This is a genomic window from Shimia sp. NS0008-38b, assembly GCF_040370365.1.
Taxonomy (GTDB): Bacteria; Pseudomonadota; Alphaproteobacteria; order Rhodobacterales; family Rhodobacteraceae; genus Shimia.
The window spans coordinates 53,266-68,571 of record NZ_BAABWQ010000004.1 but is presented as its reverse complement, the minus strand read 5'-3'; the positions used below and the strand labels follow the sequence as shown (position 1 = coordinate 68,571).

Annotated in this window: 14 protein-coding genes; 5 read left to right on the top strand and 9 right to left on the bottom strand. The window is 56.3% G+C overall.

Going from position 1 to position 15,306, the window contains the following annotated elements; genetic code table 11:
- Nucleotides 1–62 precede the first annotated feature (62 nt).
- Nucleotides 63–1,172, top strand: coding sequence for an anhydro-N-acetylmuramic acid kinase (locus tag ABWV47_RS17070; protein WP_353314063.1), 1,110 nt, complete (start codon nt 63–65; stop codon nt 1,170–1,172).
- Here ABWV47_RS17070 and ABWV47_RS17065 read toward each other — a convergent pair.
- On the bottom strand, nt 1,169–2,074 hold the full coding sequence (locus tag ABWV47_RS17065; RefSeq protein ID WP_353314061.1) for a fatty acid desaturase: 906 nt from the start codon (nt 2,072–2,074) through the stop codon (nt 1,169–1,171). The two genes, ABWV47_RS17070 and ABWV47_RS17065, sit on opposite strands and share 4 nt — an antisense overlap.
- On the bottom strand, nt 2,071–2,496 hold the full coding sequence (locus tag ABWV47_RS17060; RefSeq protein ID WP_353314059.1) for a cupin domain-containing protein: 426 nt from the start codon (nt 2,494–2,496) through the stop codon (nt 2,071–2,073). The genes ABWV47_RS17065 and ABWV47_RS17060 overlap by 4 nt, the downstream gene beginning before the upstream one ends.
- A gap of 178 nt (nt 2,497–2,674) precedes the next feature.
- Between ABWV47_RS17060 and ABWV47_RS17055 the strand changes: the two genes are divergently transcribed.
- A complete protein-coding gene (locus ABWV47_RS17055; RefSeq protein WP_353314057.1) occupies nt 2,675–4,054 on the top strand; it encodes a metal-dependent hydrolase family protein in 1,380 nt (459 codons plus the stop codon).
- 14 nt (nt 4,055–4,068) lie between these two features.
- Nucleotides 4,069–5,277 (top strand): carbohydrate porin, encoded by a 1,209-nt coding sequence (locus tag ABWV47_RS17050; protein WP_353314055.1) that lies wholly within the window; start codon nt 4,069–4,071, stop codon nt 5,275–5,277.
- Between the two features lie 10 nt (nt 5,278–5,287).
- Here the strand turns inward: ABWV47_RS17050 and ABWV47_RS17045 are convergent, their stop codons facing one another.
- The 6 genes from ABWV47_RS17045 to ABWV47_RS17020 all read right to left on the bottom strand — a co-directional run bounded on the left by ABWV47_RS17045 (nt 5,288) and on the right by ABWV47_RS17020 (nt 12,223).
- A complete protein-coding gene (locus tag ABWV47_RS17045) occupies nt 5,288–6,055 on the bottom strand; it encodes a peptidoglycan-binding domain-containing protein (protein ID WP_353314053.1) in 768 nt (255 codons plus the stop codon).
- 209 nt (nt 6,056–6,264) lie between these two features.
- Complete coding sequence (eno, locus tag ABWV47_RS17040; protein WP_353314051.1) at nt 6,265–7,539, bottom strand: phosphopyruvate hydratase; 1,275 nt, start codon at nt 7,537–7,539, stop codon at nt 6,265–6,267.
- A gap of 213 nt (nt 7,540–7,752) precedes the next feature.
- Complete coding sequence (locus ABWV47_RS17035) at nt 7,753–9,072, bottom strand: HlyC/CorC family transporter (RefSeq protein ID WP_353315214.1); 1,320 nt, start codon at nt 9,070–9,072, stop codon at nt 7,753–7,755.
- 534 nt (nt 9,073–9,606) lie between these two features.
- Nucleotides 9,607–10,545: a site-specific tyrosine recombinase XerD gene (locus ABWV47_RS17030; protein ID WP_353314049.1), complete on the bottom strand. Its 939-nt coding sequence runs from the start codon at nt 10,543–10,545 to the stop codon at nt 9,607–9,609.
- A 4-nt stretch (nt 10,546–10,549) separates the two neighbouring features.
- Nucleotides 10,550–12,073 carry a hypothetical protein gene (locus ABWV47_RS17025; RefSeq protein WP_353314047.1) on the bottom strand — a complete coding sequence of 508 codons (1,524 nt, stop codon included), beginning with the start codon at nt 12,071–12,073 and terminating at the stop codon, nt 10,550–10,552.
- Nucleotides 12,074–12,223: a hypothetical protein gene (locus ABWV47_RS17020; protein ID WP_353314045.1), complete on the bottom strand. Its 150-nt coding sequence runs from the start codon at nt 12,221–12,223 to the stop codon at nt 12,074–12,076. It lies immediately after the preceding gene.
- Nucleotides 12,224–12,343: 120 nt separating this feature from the next.
- Between ABWV47_RS17020 and ABWV47_RS17015 the strand changes: the two genes are divergently transcribed.
- Nucleotides 12,344–12,895 carry a shikimate kinase gene (locus ABWV47_RS17015; protein ID WP_353314043.1) on the top strand — a complete coding sequence of 184 codons (552 nt, stop codon included), beginning with the start codon at nt 12,344–12,346 and terminating at the stop codon, nt 12,893–12,895.
- Nucleotides 12,895–14,007 carry a 3-dehydroquinate synthase gene (aroB, locus tag ABWV47_RS17010; RefSeq protein WP_353314041.1) on the top strand — a complete coding sequence of 371 codons (1,113 nt, stop codon included), beginning with the start codon at nt 12,895–12,897 and terminating at the stop codon, nt 14,005–14,007. The genes ABWV47_RS17015 and aroB overlap by 1 nt, the downstream gene beginning before the upstream one ends.
- Nucleotides 14,008–14,057: 50 nt before the next feature.
- Here the strand turns inward: aroB and pepT are convergent, their stop codons facing one another.
- Nucleotides 14,058–15,275, bottom strand: coding sequence for a peptidase T (gene pepT, locus ABWV47_RS17005; protein ID WP_353315212.1), 1,218 nt, complete (start codon nt 15,273–15,275; stop codon nt 14,058–14,060).
- Nucleotides 15,276–15,306 lie beyond the last annotated feature (31 nt).

Genomic DNA, 15,306 nt, shown 5'->3' with positions numbered 1-15,306 from the left:
GTGTCGATCCCGTATTGTCTGTAAGCCCGTGTATAGGCGGGGAAGAGCGGAAGGAAAAGGCCATGATTAAGGGCCAGAAGGCGTCAGCGCCCATGTGCGCACTTGGGGCGATGTCAGGCACGTCGTTGGACGGCGTAGATGCCGCAGTGGTGCTGACAGATGGTGTTTCAATCGAGCGTTTTGGCCGCGCGGAGTATCTCGCGTATTCTGCCGAAGAGCAGGCCGTTTTGGCCACGGCGCTTGGACATTGGTCTGGTCCAGAAGCCGAGGCTGCCGCAGCGGTGATTGAGGCCGCGCACGCGACGATTTTGAAGCAGTTTGAAGATGTTGAACTGGTTGGTTTCCATGGCCAGACTTTGGCACATGAGCCGCGTGGGCGCGGGACATGTCAGGTTGGTGACGGTCAGGCTTTGGCAGAAGCGTTGGGGGTTCCGGTGGTTTGGGACTTTCGCACGGCGGATGTGCAACTGGGCGGCGAGGGCGCGCCGTTGGCGCCGTTTTTTCATTTCGCCTGTGCAAAATGGTTTGGCGCAGAGGAACCTGTGGCGTTTTTGAACCTTGGTGGTGTCGGGAATTTGACATGGGTTGATCCGCGTAAATCAGCCGCTGAAGAGGACGGCGCACTTTTGGCATTTGATACAGGCCCAGCGAATGCACCGCTCAATGATCTGCTGCGGGCGAGACGTGGGCTGGCCTTTGATAAGGGGGGAGAAATTGCGGCAAAGGGCACCGTGGCCACGGGGGCGTTGGAGCTGTTTTTGCAAGAGGCGTATTTCTCAAGAATGCCGCCTAAGTCTCTTGACCGGAACGATTTTCCGGAAATGATGGAGTTGGTGAGTGAGCTCTCAGATGAAGATGCCGCTGCCACGATGACCGCGATGTGCGCCGCCAGCGTGGCCCAAGGCATGGTGCATTGCCCAACACCTCCCAGCCGCGTTCTGGTCACCGGTGGCGGGCGGCACAACCCTGTTTTGATGGAGATGTTGCAGGTGTCGTTGGACTGTCCTGTGGTGCCGGTTGAGGAGGTTGGTCTGGACGGGGATATGCTTGAGGCGCAGGCCTTTGCTTATCTGGCTGTGCGCGTGGCGCGGGGCCTGCCCACCAGTTGTCCCTCTACCACGGGCGTGATGGCGCTGGTGGGAGGCGGAACAGTGAGTGAGCCGGGCCGCTAGGGCGTCTTCAGGTGGCTTTGGTAGTCTTTGTGGAACGTGGTGTAGCCGTTTGAGGTGCTCTGCAGATGTGTTTTCACATCTTCATGCAGAGCCGGCAGTTGGTGAAACGGCACATTGGGGAAAGCGTGGTGTTCTGCGTGATAAGGCATGTTCCACGCCACAAACCGCACCAGTCTGTTGGTGAAGGTTGTGCGGGAGTTTTCCAGCATATTGGCGACCAGTGGGCAGCGACCGTGTTCTGCCAGCAAATAGGCGCGCAGGAACGGTTGCCCAAGTATGCTGGGCAGTATCCAGATCCAGAACGCCAAGGGTGAGACCAACAGGCTGAGAGCAATCAGCGCATAGGTCGCCAACAAAACACGCGCTTCCCGGCGCATTGCAGCGTGCTTGCGCGTCGGTAGATACGGCGCCGCGCGCGGTGTCTTGGCATTGTGCACAACGGTCGTCGCGGCGCTTTGCCAATAACGCCAACCGGACAGATGCAACAGATAGCTTGGCCAGGTTTCTGGACGCGGGCCATGTGCGAGCTCTGGATCATGGTTTGGGTCATTGGTGAACTTGTGATGCGCCATGTGAAAGGCGCGAAACCATGTGAACGGCAAGATCAATGGCGCAGCGCAGGCATGACCAACCGCGCGGTTGATCCAGCGCGTCGCAAATGGAGTGTCGTGGGTGCATTCATGGCTGAGCGTGAAGAGGAAAACCCAGAGAACGCCCAGTGGCAGGAGGGCAAGCGGCCACAGTGGGGCTTGTACTCCGACCCACAGTGCCAAACACAACAACGCCGACAAATAGATCGCCAAATGGCGCAGTCCCTTGGCATTGGACCGGGTTTGCAGCGCGGTGCGACGGGAGGCTGGTATCTGTGCGAGTATGTCTTTGTGTGAAGGCGGCGGGGTCATCGCGGGATGTCAAAACCCGGCGCGGCCAGCTCAAAACCTTCAAACTGAAAGCCGGGTGACACGGTACACCCCACCAGTGTCCATGCGCCGGTGCTGCGGGCCGCTTGCCAATGGTGTGACTTCACAACCAATTGCGGGAACTGGCCTGCTGCCAGGTCTGGGCCAAGCACATGTTCGGTTGCGGGGCCAGTTTCGGTTTGTGCCATTGAAAGGATGAGCGGGGCACCAGCATAGTGATGCCAAATCTCGCAGGCATCCACTTTGTGCCAATGGGACCTCTCACCCGCTTTGAGCAGGAAATAGATCGCGGTTCCTGCAGGCCTTGTGCCGTCAGCGGCGTCGGCAACCCAGGTCTGGCGGTAGTGGCCGCCCTCCGGATGTGGTGAAAGGTTAAGATGAGCGATGATTTCGTCGGCGGTCATGGATATGTCCTTAAGGCATGTCACCATAGATGCAATTCAGCTCGAAAACGCCAAGGAATTTTTTGATTTTGCACAGCTTGTTCTACGCCAAAGACCAAATGCCGTGGAAAAAATGACTCTCAGATTTGCGGGGGTCTGACCTAGTGTTGGCGTATTGATGAAGTTTGGAGCGTTGGAAATGCATGTTTCTCGAACACTACTCGCCGCAGTTTTTACGTGTTGTTGCTCACATATTGGGTTTGCACAAGAAGATCCGACGCAGGTTCTTTTCACCAACGTACACGTTTTTGACGGTGTTAAAGAGGCGCGGATAGAAAACGCGTCCGTTCTGGTCGAAGGCAAGCTGATCAAGACCGTGAGCACCGATGTCATTGATGCGCCCGGCGCGATGCACATCGATGGCGGGGGCCGCACTCTCACCCCCGGATTTATCGAAGCCCATGCGCATTTGATGCTGATGGGGCCAAGCCTACCCGCGATGGAAGCCAACACAACTTGGGAAGATTTTGCCATTCACGGTACGCGGATGGCTGAAATGTACTTGATGCAAGGGTTTACCACTGTGCGCGATGCAGGTGGGGGCAACGGCGGGTTACGTCGTGCGATTGATGCCGGACAGATTGTTGGACCACGGTACTACCCTGCGGCGGCGTTTATCGGAACACGCGGCGGGCATGCGGATTTTGCCAACTTCACAGCGCCTCCGGGATCATCAACCAATTTTGGCCGTCTCAACATGGCGCAGGAAGCGGACAATGTTGCTGATGTGCAAAAATACGGGCGCAACAATTTCCGCATGGGGGCCACGCAGCTGAAATACATGCAATCTGGTGGTGTTGTCTCTGCGTTTGATCCTTGGCAGCTGTTGGCGGGATCCCCTGAGGAAATCAAGGCGGCGGTGCAAGTGGCCAATGAATATGGCAGCTACGTTATGGCGCACTCTTATCGCAAAGAGGCCATTATGAGCGCATTGGAAGCCGGGGTGATGTCAATTGAACATGGGTTTTCGTTCGATTGCGAAATTGCAGAAGTGATGAATGCAAAAGGCGCGTTTATCACAACCAACCTTACGGCGTTTGATCCCGGTTTGTTGAGCATTCCGGCGATTGCGAACGTGCCGACAAGTCTTGCGAAGGCCAAATCGGCCTCAGCCACTTTTGCCGACTACGTTCCGAACATGCAGAAATGCCCGGTGAAGCGTGCGTTTCAGACCGATTGTGTGGGCTCTGTTGCAGCCTGTAACATCCAAATTGCCTATGAGAAAAAACTCAATAACGACTTCTTTGGATCGTATACCTCAATGGTGACACTGACGTCAGTGGGCGGCGCATTGGTGGCTTTGTCAGGGGACTTTATGAACCCGTACACAGCGGGAAAACTCGGTGTCATTGAAGAAGGTGCTTATGCGGACATCCTTCTGATCGACGGCAACCCTTTAGAGGATTTTTCGGTGGTCGGTACGGGCGACAAGTGGTTTGGCGCAGACCCGCGCCCCGACAGCCCGGAGACCATTCGGATCATCATGAAAGACGGTGTGATCTACAAGAACACGTTGTGAGGACACCTGCGGTGATGAGGTTTTGGCCAGAGGTACCGGTGCTCAGACCGCTGTGTGTCGTTGCGCTTGCCTGCCTGGCCACGCCTTTGGTGGGACAAAGCGGTGGTTTGGCGGGCCCGTCATCTGTGGCGGCAGATTTGGAGACCGGCGATGGGCTGACGGACCCTCAATTTCGCTCAGATTTTCCGCGTGGTGTTGCGCCGCGCTGGTTTGCTTGGAAAGATGGGGTGGCGGACAGAGGTTTGAAATTCAATTTCGACTATCTGTCGCTCGGGCAATGGAGCGATATGAATGTGGCCGAGAATGACGCCGCCGCAGGCATATTTCGGTTTTACGGCACGTGGGCCGCGACCGAACAGGGCGGTCTGACGTTCAAGCTGGAGAACCGACACGCCTATTCAAAGGTTGCCCCGCAGAACTTGGGCTTCTCCGCCGGAGCGGGGTTTATGCCGGGGACGGCGTTTAACGACAATGGCACGCTTTTGACCAATCTGTTCTGGACGCAACGCGATGCTGAGGGCGCATGGAGCCTTCAAGCCGGGCAAATCGACGTGACCGATTTTCTGGATCTTTATGGTGCGGTCAGCCCGTATACTGCCTTTCAAAACCTGTCGTTTAACACCAACCCCACAATCAATGCGCCCAATCCGGGACTTGGGTTGGCCGGGGGCGTGTGGTTGGGGGACACAGTCTACGCAGTTGGCAGTGTCGCGGATGCAAATGCCGATCCCTCTGAGCCGGGCTTGGACGTGTTTGATCATGGCAAGCTGTTCAAAAGCCTTGAGGTCGGACTGACCAGCGGGCGCGATCGCATTTATTTTGACAACGTGCACATGACGCTTTGGCACGTCGATGCGGATGCCCGCCAAGGCCGCGCCGAGGACTACGGAGCCAGCGTCTCCGCGTCTTGGTTTGTGGACAACAGGTGGCTGCCATTTGTGCGTGCGGGTGTCGCCGACAAAGGGACGGGGCTCTATAAACGGTCGCTGTCTACCGGCATTGCTTACTATGGGCGCAACACGGATGCGGCGGGGCTTGGATTGAACTGGGCGGAGGGTGCGTCTGGAGGGGAGACGCAGTTCACGGCAGAGCTGTTTTATCGGTTCTCGATAGCGCCGGGCTTGCAGATCACGCCTTCGGTGCAGGTGATTGACGCGCCATTGGGCAATCCGGGCTTAGGGACGGTGACTGTTCTGGGGCTGCGGACGCGGGTGGTGTTTTGAACAAAAGATCTTATTTGAATCTGCGCCTTGTGCGAGGTGCAATCTCTCGCTCAGACAACCGCTTATATAGGGCCATGAGATCTTCACTCGGAACTCCGAGGCTTTCTGCTGCATCAATCTCCGCCTTCATTGTTTCAGGTCCGTAGAGGCCGTCAATGGGCATAGAATAGTATTTTTCATGCGCTAAAAGGCCTTGGCGTAGGGCAACGCATGCTTCGTCTCCACTGTCGAAAAACACTGGGTTCTCATAGCGCAGTTGGACTCGTACATGATGTTTTACTTCTTCTCCGGAGCTAACAGCTGCTGTGCAACTCACTGAAACGTTGCCGCGCTCGAAATATGAAAGGCCAGACGCGGTATCGGTGAGTGCGGTCGATGACAAAATTACATTCGCGGCGAGCGAACTTGCAAACACTATGGTTTTAAATCGTCCAGAAACACAGCCGAAATGGATGTGTTCCAATAGCTCCGAGGCGACAATATATTCAGGGATGTTATCAAATACAGCAGCTAGTTCGGAATTATGGAACAGTGTATGTGCGGCTGCAATTGACTGAAGAAGTTTGGTTCTGTCTTCTGTGTTTGGCGGACGAAACGATTTGCTATTTGAAGAACGGGTCCAGTCTGTTGCCGTCAAAATAGTCTTAGCATCCAATAGTTGATCCACCGCATCTTGAAAAACATGGTTAGGTGGCATTGGAAGCGTGTCAGTAAGTAACGAAGGATGTTTAACTACAAAAGCAACATCCAAAACTAGGCAGACGTCGAGATTTTTCATGGGCCTCCCTCAACTTAACAGTGTGTTGAGTTTGCAAGAAACCATAGATGTCCCATGTGGGGTTCGCCAAGAAAAATCCTCTCTATTTTAGACCCAATTTGAGAATCAATCTGGCAATTCTGCTTTTCGTTAAAAGCATGGAACTTGTTGAGCCAAAACAAAAGCCCCGCACGCTGGCGGGACTTTCTTTCGTTCATGTCAGTCAGAGATCACTTCAGGATCGATTTGCCTGCGTATTCCGCAGTTTCCCCCAGCGCTTCCTCAATACGGATCAGCTGGTTGTATTTTGCCAGACGGTCAGAGCGCGACAGGGAGCCGGTTTTGATCTGACCACAGTTGGTCGCCACTGCGAGATCGGCAATGGTGGCGTCTTCGGTTTCACCAGAGCGGTGAGACATCACGTTGGTGTAGCGTGCGCGGTGGGCCATATCGACAGCCTTCAGCGTCTCGGTCAGGGAGCCGATCTGGTTCACTTTCACCAGCATGGAGTTGGCCACACCTTTGGAAATGCCATCTGCCAGACGGGTTGGGTTGGTCACAAACAGATCGTCACCCACCAGTTGAACTTTGTCGCCGATCATGTCGGTCAGCATTTTCCAACCGTCCCAATCGTCCTCGTCCATGCCGTCCTCAATCGAGATGATTGGGTAGTCGGCACATAGGTCAGCAAGATATTGCGCGTTCTCCGCAGAGGTCAGAGATTTGCCTTCGCCAACCATCTCGTATTTGCCGTCCTTAAAGTACTCCGAAGACGCACAATCCAGAGCGAGGAAGATGTCTTCACCCAATTTGTAGCCCGCTTTTTCAACAGAGCTTTTCACAAAGTCCAGCGCGACACGTGTGGACTCTAGCGCCGGCGCAAAGCCGCCCTCATCGCCGATGCCAGTATTGTAACCGGCTGCAGAGAGCTCTTTTTTCAAGGTGTGGAACACTTCGGCGCCCATGCGGATCGCCTCGCGGATGTTGGGCGCGCTGACCGGCATGATCATGAATTCTTGAATGTCGATCGGGTTGTCGGCGTGCTCACCACCGTTGATGATGTTCATCATTGGCACCGGCAACACACGCGCTGAGGTGCCGCCAATGTAGCGGAACAGAGGTTGAGACGTGTAGTCAGCCGCAGCCTTGGCAGCAGCAAGCGACACGCCCAGAATGGCATTGGCGCCAAGGCGCGCTTTGTTGGGGGTGCCATCGAGTTCGATCATCGCGGAGTCGATTGCAACCTGCTCGGTGACGTCCATGCCCACCAAGGCTTCGGCGATTTCGCCGTTCACAGCGTTCAGGGCTTCCAAGACACCTTTGCCCATGTAGCGTGACTTGTCGCCGTCGCGTTTTTCCACGGCTTCATAGGCGCCGGTCGACGCGCCGGAAGGCACGGCGGCGCGACCCATGGTGCCGTCTTCCAAGATCACGTCGACTTCGACGGTGGGGTTGCCGCGGCTGTCCAGAATTTCGCGGGCAAAAATATCAATGATGGTGCTCATGTCGGAGGGTCCCTCAGATGGCCAAAAATGTTGGTCGCAGCTATAGCAGGGCAGGGGCAAAAGTAAACGACATTTGATAGCGCTAACGGTGGTTTTTGTAACCGTTAGGGCTAACTGTGACACCGCGCCCCAATTCTTCATTTGGCTGAAATCAATTCAGGCCGAATGGCGCATGTGAACATGAGGCGCGGGCGCGTCCGGCGGGTGCCGACTTTAAAGTGGGCGAATTTTAAGATCCGTGATCCGATTGGCCTCGCGGCCAGTGACCTCAAACCGGAAGCCATGAAAGGAAAACACCTGCCCAGCGGTGGGGATCATTTGGGCCTCATGGATCACAAGCCCTGCCACAGTGTTGGCTTCCTCGTCCGGCAGGTTCCAGTCGGTGGCCCGGTTGAGGTCTCGAATGGTCATCGCCCCTTCGATCAGGAATTGGCCATCTTCCGATTTTCGGATGTGTTGTTCGCCGTCCTCGTCAAATTCGTCGGTGATTTCGCCAACAATCTCTTCGAGAATGTCTTCCAATGTGATCAAACCTTGAAGCGAGCCATATTCGTCCACCACCAGTGCAAAATGCGCGTGGCGGCGCAGGAATTCGCGCATTTGATCGTCCAATGATGTGGTTTCAGGCACAAAATAGGGTTCTTTAGCGACTTCATCGATCACAATATCCGTCAGCTGGTCCAGTCGATCAGGTGCGTTTCCAGCCTCGGTCACGCGGCGATACATTGCGCGGAACAGGTCTTTGGCGTGCACCACACCAATGATATTTTCTGGCTCATTCTTGAACACAGGCAAGCGGGTGTGATTGCTCTCAAGGCATTGGGTCAAGACATCGGATGGTGCATCATCCGCGTTGATCATCTCGATCCCGGAACGGTGCAGCATGATCTCTTCCACGGTGCGATCGGACAGGTCCAGCGCGCCCAATATGCGGTCGCGGTCTTCTTTCTCAACGATCCCTTCGGAATGGCCCAGTTGAATGGCCCCGGCAATTTCCTCACGCACGGCCAATATCTGGCTGTCGGGGTCGGTCTGAACGCCAAACAGGCGCAGAACCGCCCGCACCAGCACACGGACTGCGGCAACGATTGGCGAAAACACGGTCACAATCAGGCCGATGGGCCGGGCCGCCGCTGAGGCGGCATCTTCGGGGCGGGTGATGGCATAAGTTTTGGGCAGCACCTCTGCAAAGATGAGCACCAGTAGTGTCATCACCAATGTGGCCAGCGCCACGCCACTTTCCCCAAAAGCCCGCGTAAAGAGCGCGGTGGCCAAAGAGGTGGCCAGAATGTTCACGAGGTTGTTGCCCAACAGGACAGAGCCAATAAGCCGCTCACTGTCGTCGGTCACATCCAAAGCCCGTTGTGCGCCTCGGTCACCCTTGTCTGCTTTGGCCCGCAATTTACCACGAGACGCCGCTGTGAGAGCGGTTTCGGAACCTGAGAAGAAGGCCGACATCATGAGCAACAACAGGATCACCCCTGCGGTGATCATGAAGGCTGAATCAAATATCGTGCTGGTTGTTGGCTCCATAGGATCCTCATCTGGGTGTTTGAGTTGGTTATGGGCATGCGGCAGAAGCGGATCAAGGGGCAAGCACATTAAAACCTGCTTTGGTTTGAGCGCGTTGACCATGATGTTGTTGAACGTACGCGCGCAATTGGGCCAGGCGCAGCGCAGAGGGCGGCGGAAATAGAGGCGTATATCTGGAGGGCGGCTGACCTGCACGGGCGACGTGGTGGCCTATTGCGGTCATCCCTCAGAGACCCTGGCAGTTTTGTACGAGAGTGGCGCAGGGCGCAGAGTCAGTGCGGGGTGTGATTGGTATCATGGCGCAAGATGGTCGCTCGCGCCCATGCTTTGCAATTTTAGAGGGGTCTCCAGTGATATTTGCCAAAATGCCATATGGAAGCGCGGCGTCTTTTGCAAAAATGCAAAGGTTTGGATGGACATCAGGTTTCCAAACAGGGTTGATGACCGGCCATTGGTCATCAGAAGATGTGCCGCCTGAAAGCCCGTATGTGCCGATAGCTTATAGATCAGGTTGTTTGGTGTTGGAGGTTGGGCTCAGTCGGAGTCAGACGGTTTGGCGAGGGGGTGATGTGTGATGACCAGCTCTCGCAGACGCTCGTCCAGCACATGGGTGTAAATCTCTGTTGTGGCGACATCAGCATGGCCAAGCAGAGTCTGGATCACACGCAAATCCGCTCCATTTGCCAGAAGGTGGGTTGCAAAAGCATGCCGCAGAGTGTGTGGCGTGACCTTTGCGGGCGAAACGCCGGCGACCACAGCCAACTCTTTGATCAGGGCATAAAACCGATGCCGTGTCAGGTGGCCTTTTTTGCCCCGAGAGGGGAACAAAAACTGCGACGTGGGTTTTCCTGCGGCGCGCGCCTCATCCTCTGCGGTGTCCCGACAGGTCAGCCAAACCGACAGCGCGGCGCGGGCAGGGGGGGAGAGGGGCACCATCCGTTCCTTGCCACCTTTGCCCTGAACCAACAGCATCTGTGGATCCCCCCGTGCGGCGGAGACAGGCAAGCTGACCAGTTCCGTAACACGCATCCCAGTGGCATAGAGCAGCTGCATCAGACAGGTGTTGCGCAGCTGATCATTCTGGGTGCGCCCACTGGTGCGCGCCGCATCTAAAAGCCGATCAACGTCTGTCACTTCCAGCGTTTTGGGCAGACGTTTGGAGCGTCCAGGCCCTTTGATCTGCACGGCCGGGTTGTCGGTGCGCCAACCTTCCTCAAAGGCAAATCGATACAGTTGTTTGATGGCAGAGAGACGTCTTGCGCGCGTCGATTGCGCCAAGCCTTGGGCGTCGCAATAGAGCAGGTAGTCTTCGACATCGGGTTGTGTGGCGCTATCAAAGGTGATGGATTTGCGTTCTGCCCATCCTCCGAAATCGCGTAAATCGCGGGCATAAGCTGCTTGGGTGTTGGGGGAGGCCCCAAGTTCTGCGGCCTGAGCATCCAGAAACGTGCTGATCCAATGACGGGGGTGCATGATCCTATCCCCGCGTGTCCAGCAACGCCACCTGAAGTGCTGCGCGGCGGGCGGTGTCTTCCAGTCCGACCGCGCGGAAGGTGGCCAGAGCTTCGGTCAGGGCAACAAGGTTTCCAGCAGCCCCATCATCCATCAGCGACATTGCTGTTAAAATACCTTCGCCGAGCTGGCCTCGTGCAAGCATCGTGGAGATTTCTTGCGGCACACCCGCCCCGTGAAAGGCTTCGGAAATGGCGCGGTGCAACGGATCATTTGGGGTGCGCGGCGGACTGCCGAGCGCAAGGCCAGACAAGAAATCTCGTGGACCATTGCGCGCTGCCTTTTCATAGTCCGTAGACAAGAGGGCGATGTCGCGCGCCAATCGCGCCGTCACGCCCTGCAACGGCAGCTGCAACAGCAGCGGGCCATACAGACGCGCAAACGGCACCTCCAAATGCACTTGTTGCATCGATGCCCAAGCGGTGGGCAATGTGTCGGCAACCGCGCGGACATCTTTGGCAGCAATGCTTTTGTCAAAGGCCTGAACAGCGGCAACACGATCCCAGATCATGCCCGAGGCCGCGGGTTGGCGGTCGGAATAGATGCCAAGCAGTCGGTTTTCATGCAATGCTGAGGTTCGGGCAAGCCGTTCAGAGGCTTCAAGTTGCGCTTTCCAACCTGCGGTGTCGCGCAGATCAGCATGGGCAAAGGCGCGCGGTAAGCCTGTGGTGGGTTGCGGCTCCCCGATCGCCTCATACAAACGATATTTTAGCGGCGTTATTGGGCCGGCAGCCACCAAAAGCGGTTCCCCTTCGAAAAGCTCAGGATCAAGGAAACGCAACAGGAGCGCATCCATTTCCTCAGACACCAAGCCAAGCGCTTTTGCGGTGTCCAGAGTCAGAGCGGCGGCACGCCAATCACCCGCGCGCGCAGTGCAGAAGATGCGGGACGCATAATCGGGGGCAAGGTGTGGTGCCGCGCTTAAAGCCTCGCAGGCGCGTTGCTCTTCCCCCATCAGAAGGGTGACCTCAAACCAGCGCGCAAAAAGCGCTGGGTTTGTTGGCCCCGCGCGTTCGAGCAAAGCGCTGGCTTGTTCCAACGCCCCAAGATCCACAAGTTTGTCGATCCGGGAAAGCAAAAGCTCATCATCCAGCCCTGCACCGCGTGGCGCGTCAGCTTCAGCCAATAACAACGTATAAAGCAGGGCTTGCATGGAGGGCAGAACTTCTGGTCGCTGGTCAGCGACCATGTCGCTTAGATCAGAGGCGTCTGAGGAGGCCCACAAAGAAGCAGGCAGACCCGTAACGGATGACGGCAAAAGTCCAACTGCGTCTCGACCGTTGTCGTCAAGCGACGTGACTTTGATGTCGGGGGTTTGCAATCCCGCTGCGACTGGAGGCTCTGAAAGTGGCAGACCCATATCCAGCGTGACGGTTGGCGTTGGATTGAGCCAGTCAATGGCAGAAAGAGGGGCGTCTTGCGCGAGAACGGGCGTGACGCTGAGCAGGAGCGCTGACAATGCAGGGCGCAGGCGAGGGTTCGCAGGCATCTATTCGCCGTGCAACTGGACGGGGAGGCGTGTTTCTTCCTGCGGCGCAGAAAAGTCAGCGCCAAAAATTGGCCCGACATAAGCGTATGCCACCAACGCCAAAGCTGCGAGTAGCAGCAGAACCAGTAAGGCTCGAATGACTTTGCCCATGAGTCCCCTCAATTTTCCTGCTCGTTTTTTTCAACTTATAACTGGCCTTTTGGACAAGATCACGTCATTCAGTGCCGAAATCTAATTTTTGAGCAAGGCTTGGCCGATAGCGGGCGTTTCATGACCTATGAGCTGAATAAAACTGTAGTGCTTGTGGGCATGATGGGCGCGGGAAAAACGGCAGTTGGTCGGGCTTTGGCCGCGCAACTGAACGTCCCATTTATCGATTCTGACGCAGAAATCGAAAAGGCCGCAAACATGAGCATCGCGGAGATTTTTGCGCGCGACGGCGAGGCGTTTTTTCGAGAGAAAGAAAGTCAGGTGATCGCCCGCCTGCTTGAAGACGAACAATGTATCTTGTCGACAGGTGGCGGGGCGTATTTGGCGGAAAGCAACCGTAAGGCCATTTCAGAGCGCGGGGTTGCGGTCTGGTTAAATGCCGACATAGAGCTGTTGTGGTCACGGGTGAAACACAAAGACACACGTCCTTTGTTGCGCACGGAAAATCCGCGCGCGACTTTGGAGGATATCTTTGCCTCGCGTGTCCCCCTGTACAGCTTGGCTGATGTGTCAGTGGACGCTGAATCTGGGCTCAGTATTGAGGAAATGGCGGGGCGTGTTGCGGATGCGCTGATGGCACGGCGTTCTGACGTTTTGAAAGGGGCCGAGTGATGATGGAAACGGTACATGTGGGCCTTGAGGGGCGCGAATATGACATTCACATCGGGCCGGGGTTGTTGGCGCAGGCTGGGACCTTCATCGGTCCATTTCTGAAACGTAAACACGTGTGTGTTGTCACAGACGAGAACGTCGCGGCGCTTCATCTGGACACCCTGCGTGATGGGCTGGCCGCGGAAGGCATCGGCCTTGAGGCTCTGGTGTTGCCCGCAGGAGAGAGCACGAAGAACTGGCTGCATCTTGAGCGGACGGTTGAGTGGCTGCTGGCGCAACGTGTGGAACGGAGTGATCTTGTGGTCGCCTTGGGTGGTGGCGTGATTGGCGATTTGACCGGATTTGCAGCCGCGATTTTGCGTCGCGGCGTTGGTTTTGTGCAGATCCCGACAAGTTTGTTGGCGCAAGTCGACAGCTCCGTGGGTGGCAAGACCGGGATCAACAGCCCGTTGGGCAAAAACTTGATTGGAGCGTTCCATCAGCCGCGTTTGGTTTTGGCGGATATCGATGTGCTGGGTACGCTTACGCCGCGTGATTTTCTAGCCGGGTACGGTGAAGTTGTGAAATACGGCATGCTGGGCGATGCAAATTTCTTTGAATGGCTGGAAGCGCAGGGGCCAAAGTTGGCTGCAGGTGATGTGGCGACGCGGATTGCGGCGGTGAAACGGTCCTGTGAGATGAAGGCAGAAATCGTGATGCGCGATGAAACCGAGCAGGGCGATCGCGCATTGCTCAACCTCGGGCACACGTTTTGTCACGCCTTAGAGGCGGCAACGGGCTATGGGGATCGGCTGCTGCATGGCGAAGGTGTCGCAGTGGGCTGTGCCTTGGCGTTTGAGTTGAGTGCGCGTCTTGGCCTGTGTTCACAAGAAGACCCGAGTCGGGTGCGTCAGCATCTGCACGAGATGGGCATGAAGGTGGACCTCAAAGATATCGAAGGCGCTCTGCCGGACGCAGATACGCTTTTGGATCTGATGGGACAGGATAAGAAAGTGGTCGACGGCCAGCTGCGCTTCATTCTGGCGCGTGGGATCGGGAAGTCCTTTGTGACTGCCGATGTGCCAAGGGACACGGTGCGCGCGCTTCTCGTAGAAGAGTTGAGCGCACGCTAAGAGAGACCGCTTTGCGTAAGAAAGCCGAGCTACAGAGGTCGGCTTTCCGATTACTTGGCAGCGATTTGCACCAGTTTGGCGATCATGCGCGTGGCGCTGGCCATGTCTTGTACGGACACCCATTCCAGCGGTCCGTGAATTTCCATCATACCAGTGTAGAGATTGGGGCAAGGCACGCCCAGTTCCGTCAAACGAGAGCCGTCAGTGCCGCCGCGAATGGGCACGGAGTGCGGCTCTAAGCCTTCTGCACGGATGGCTTCGCGGGCAAGATTGACCGGCGTCATGTCGTTTTCAAGCCAGTAGCGCATGTTTCGGTACTGCTTGGTGATTTCACAAGTGACTTTGGCGCCGGGGAAATCGGTTTCCGCTTTGGCACAAGCGGCTTTGAGGCGTGTGCCTTGAGCCGTCAGATCATCCATCTCAAACGCCCGCAGGATAAACCTTAAGACGGTTTCAGAGCTTCCCCCCTCTTGTGCATACACGTGCGTAAAACTCTCACGCCCGGATGTGGTTTCCGGTGTGGTGCCTTCCACATCGAGGTCAGACACAATTTGAGCGGCAACGTGCAAAGCGTTGGTCAGTTTGTCCTTGGCATACCCCGGATGCGCAGAGGTGCCGGAAATTGTGACAACTGCCCCATCTGCGGAGAAAGTCTCGTATTCGATGTCACCTCGGCGTGCACCGTCCAATGTGTAGGCAAAATCTACACCAAAGCCGGTGGGAAGGTCCGGATGAACGCCACGCCCAATCTCTTCATCAGGGGTAAAGGCGAGTCGCACTTTGCCGTGGTTGAGACCCGGCGTGGTGAGAAGGTGTTCGGCCATTGTCATGATAATGGCGATGCCAGCCTTGTCATCGGCCCCCAACAAGGTGCGCCCTGAGGCGGTGATGATGTCTTCTCCTTCTTTGCCCGCAAGATACGCTGAGACTGAAGGGGAAAGAACCAGATCAGGATTGTCCGGATAGGTGATGTCAGTGCCATCCCAGTTGTGGATCACCCGTGGTTTCACGCCCGTGGCATTGAACTGCGGCGCGGTGTCCATGTGAGCGCAAAAACCGATTGTCGGTGCCGTATCATCGGTGGCCGGAACCGTCGCCAGAACTGCGCCATATGCTGTCAGGCTGACGTCAGTGGCTCCGATTTTATGAAGCTCTTCAACAAGATGTCTGGCAACGTTCAGTTGGATTTCGGTCGAAGGAGACGCAGCGGAGTGCTCGTCGCTTTGGCTGTCGATCGCGCAGTAGGAGGTCAGTCGCGTCTCCAGCATATGGTCAAATGAATGGGTCTCAGACACGCAA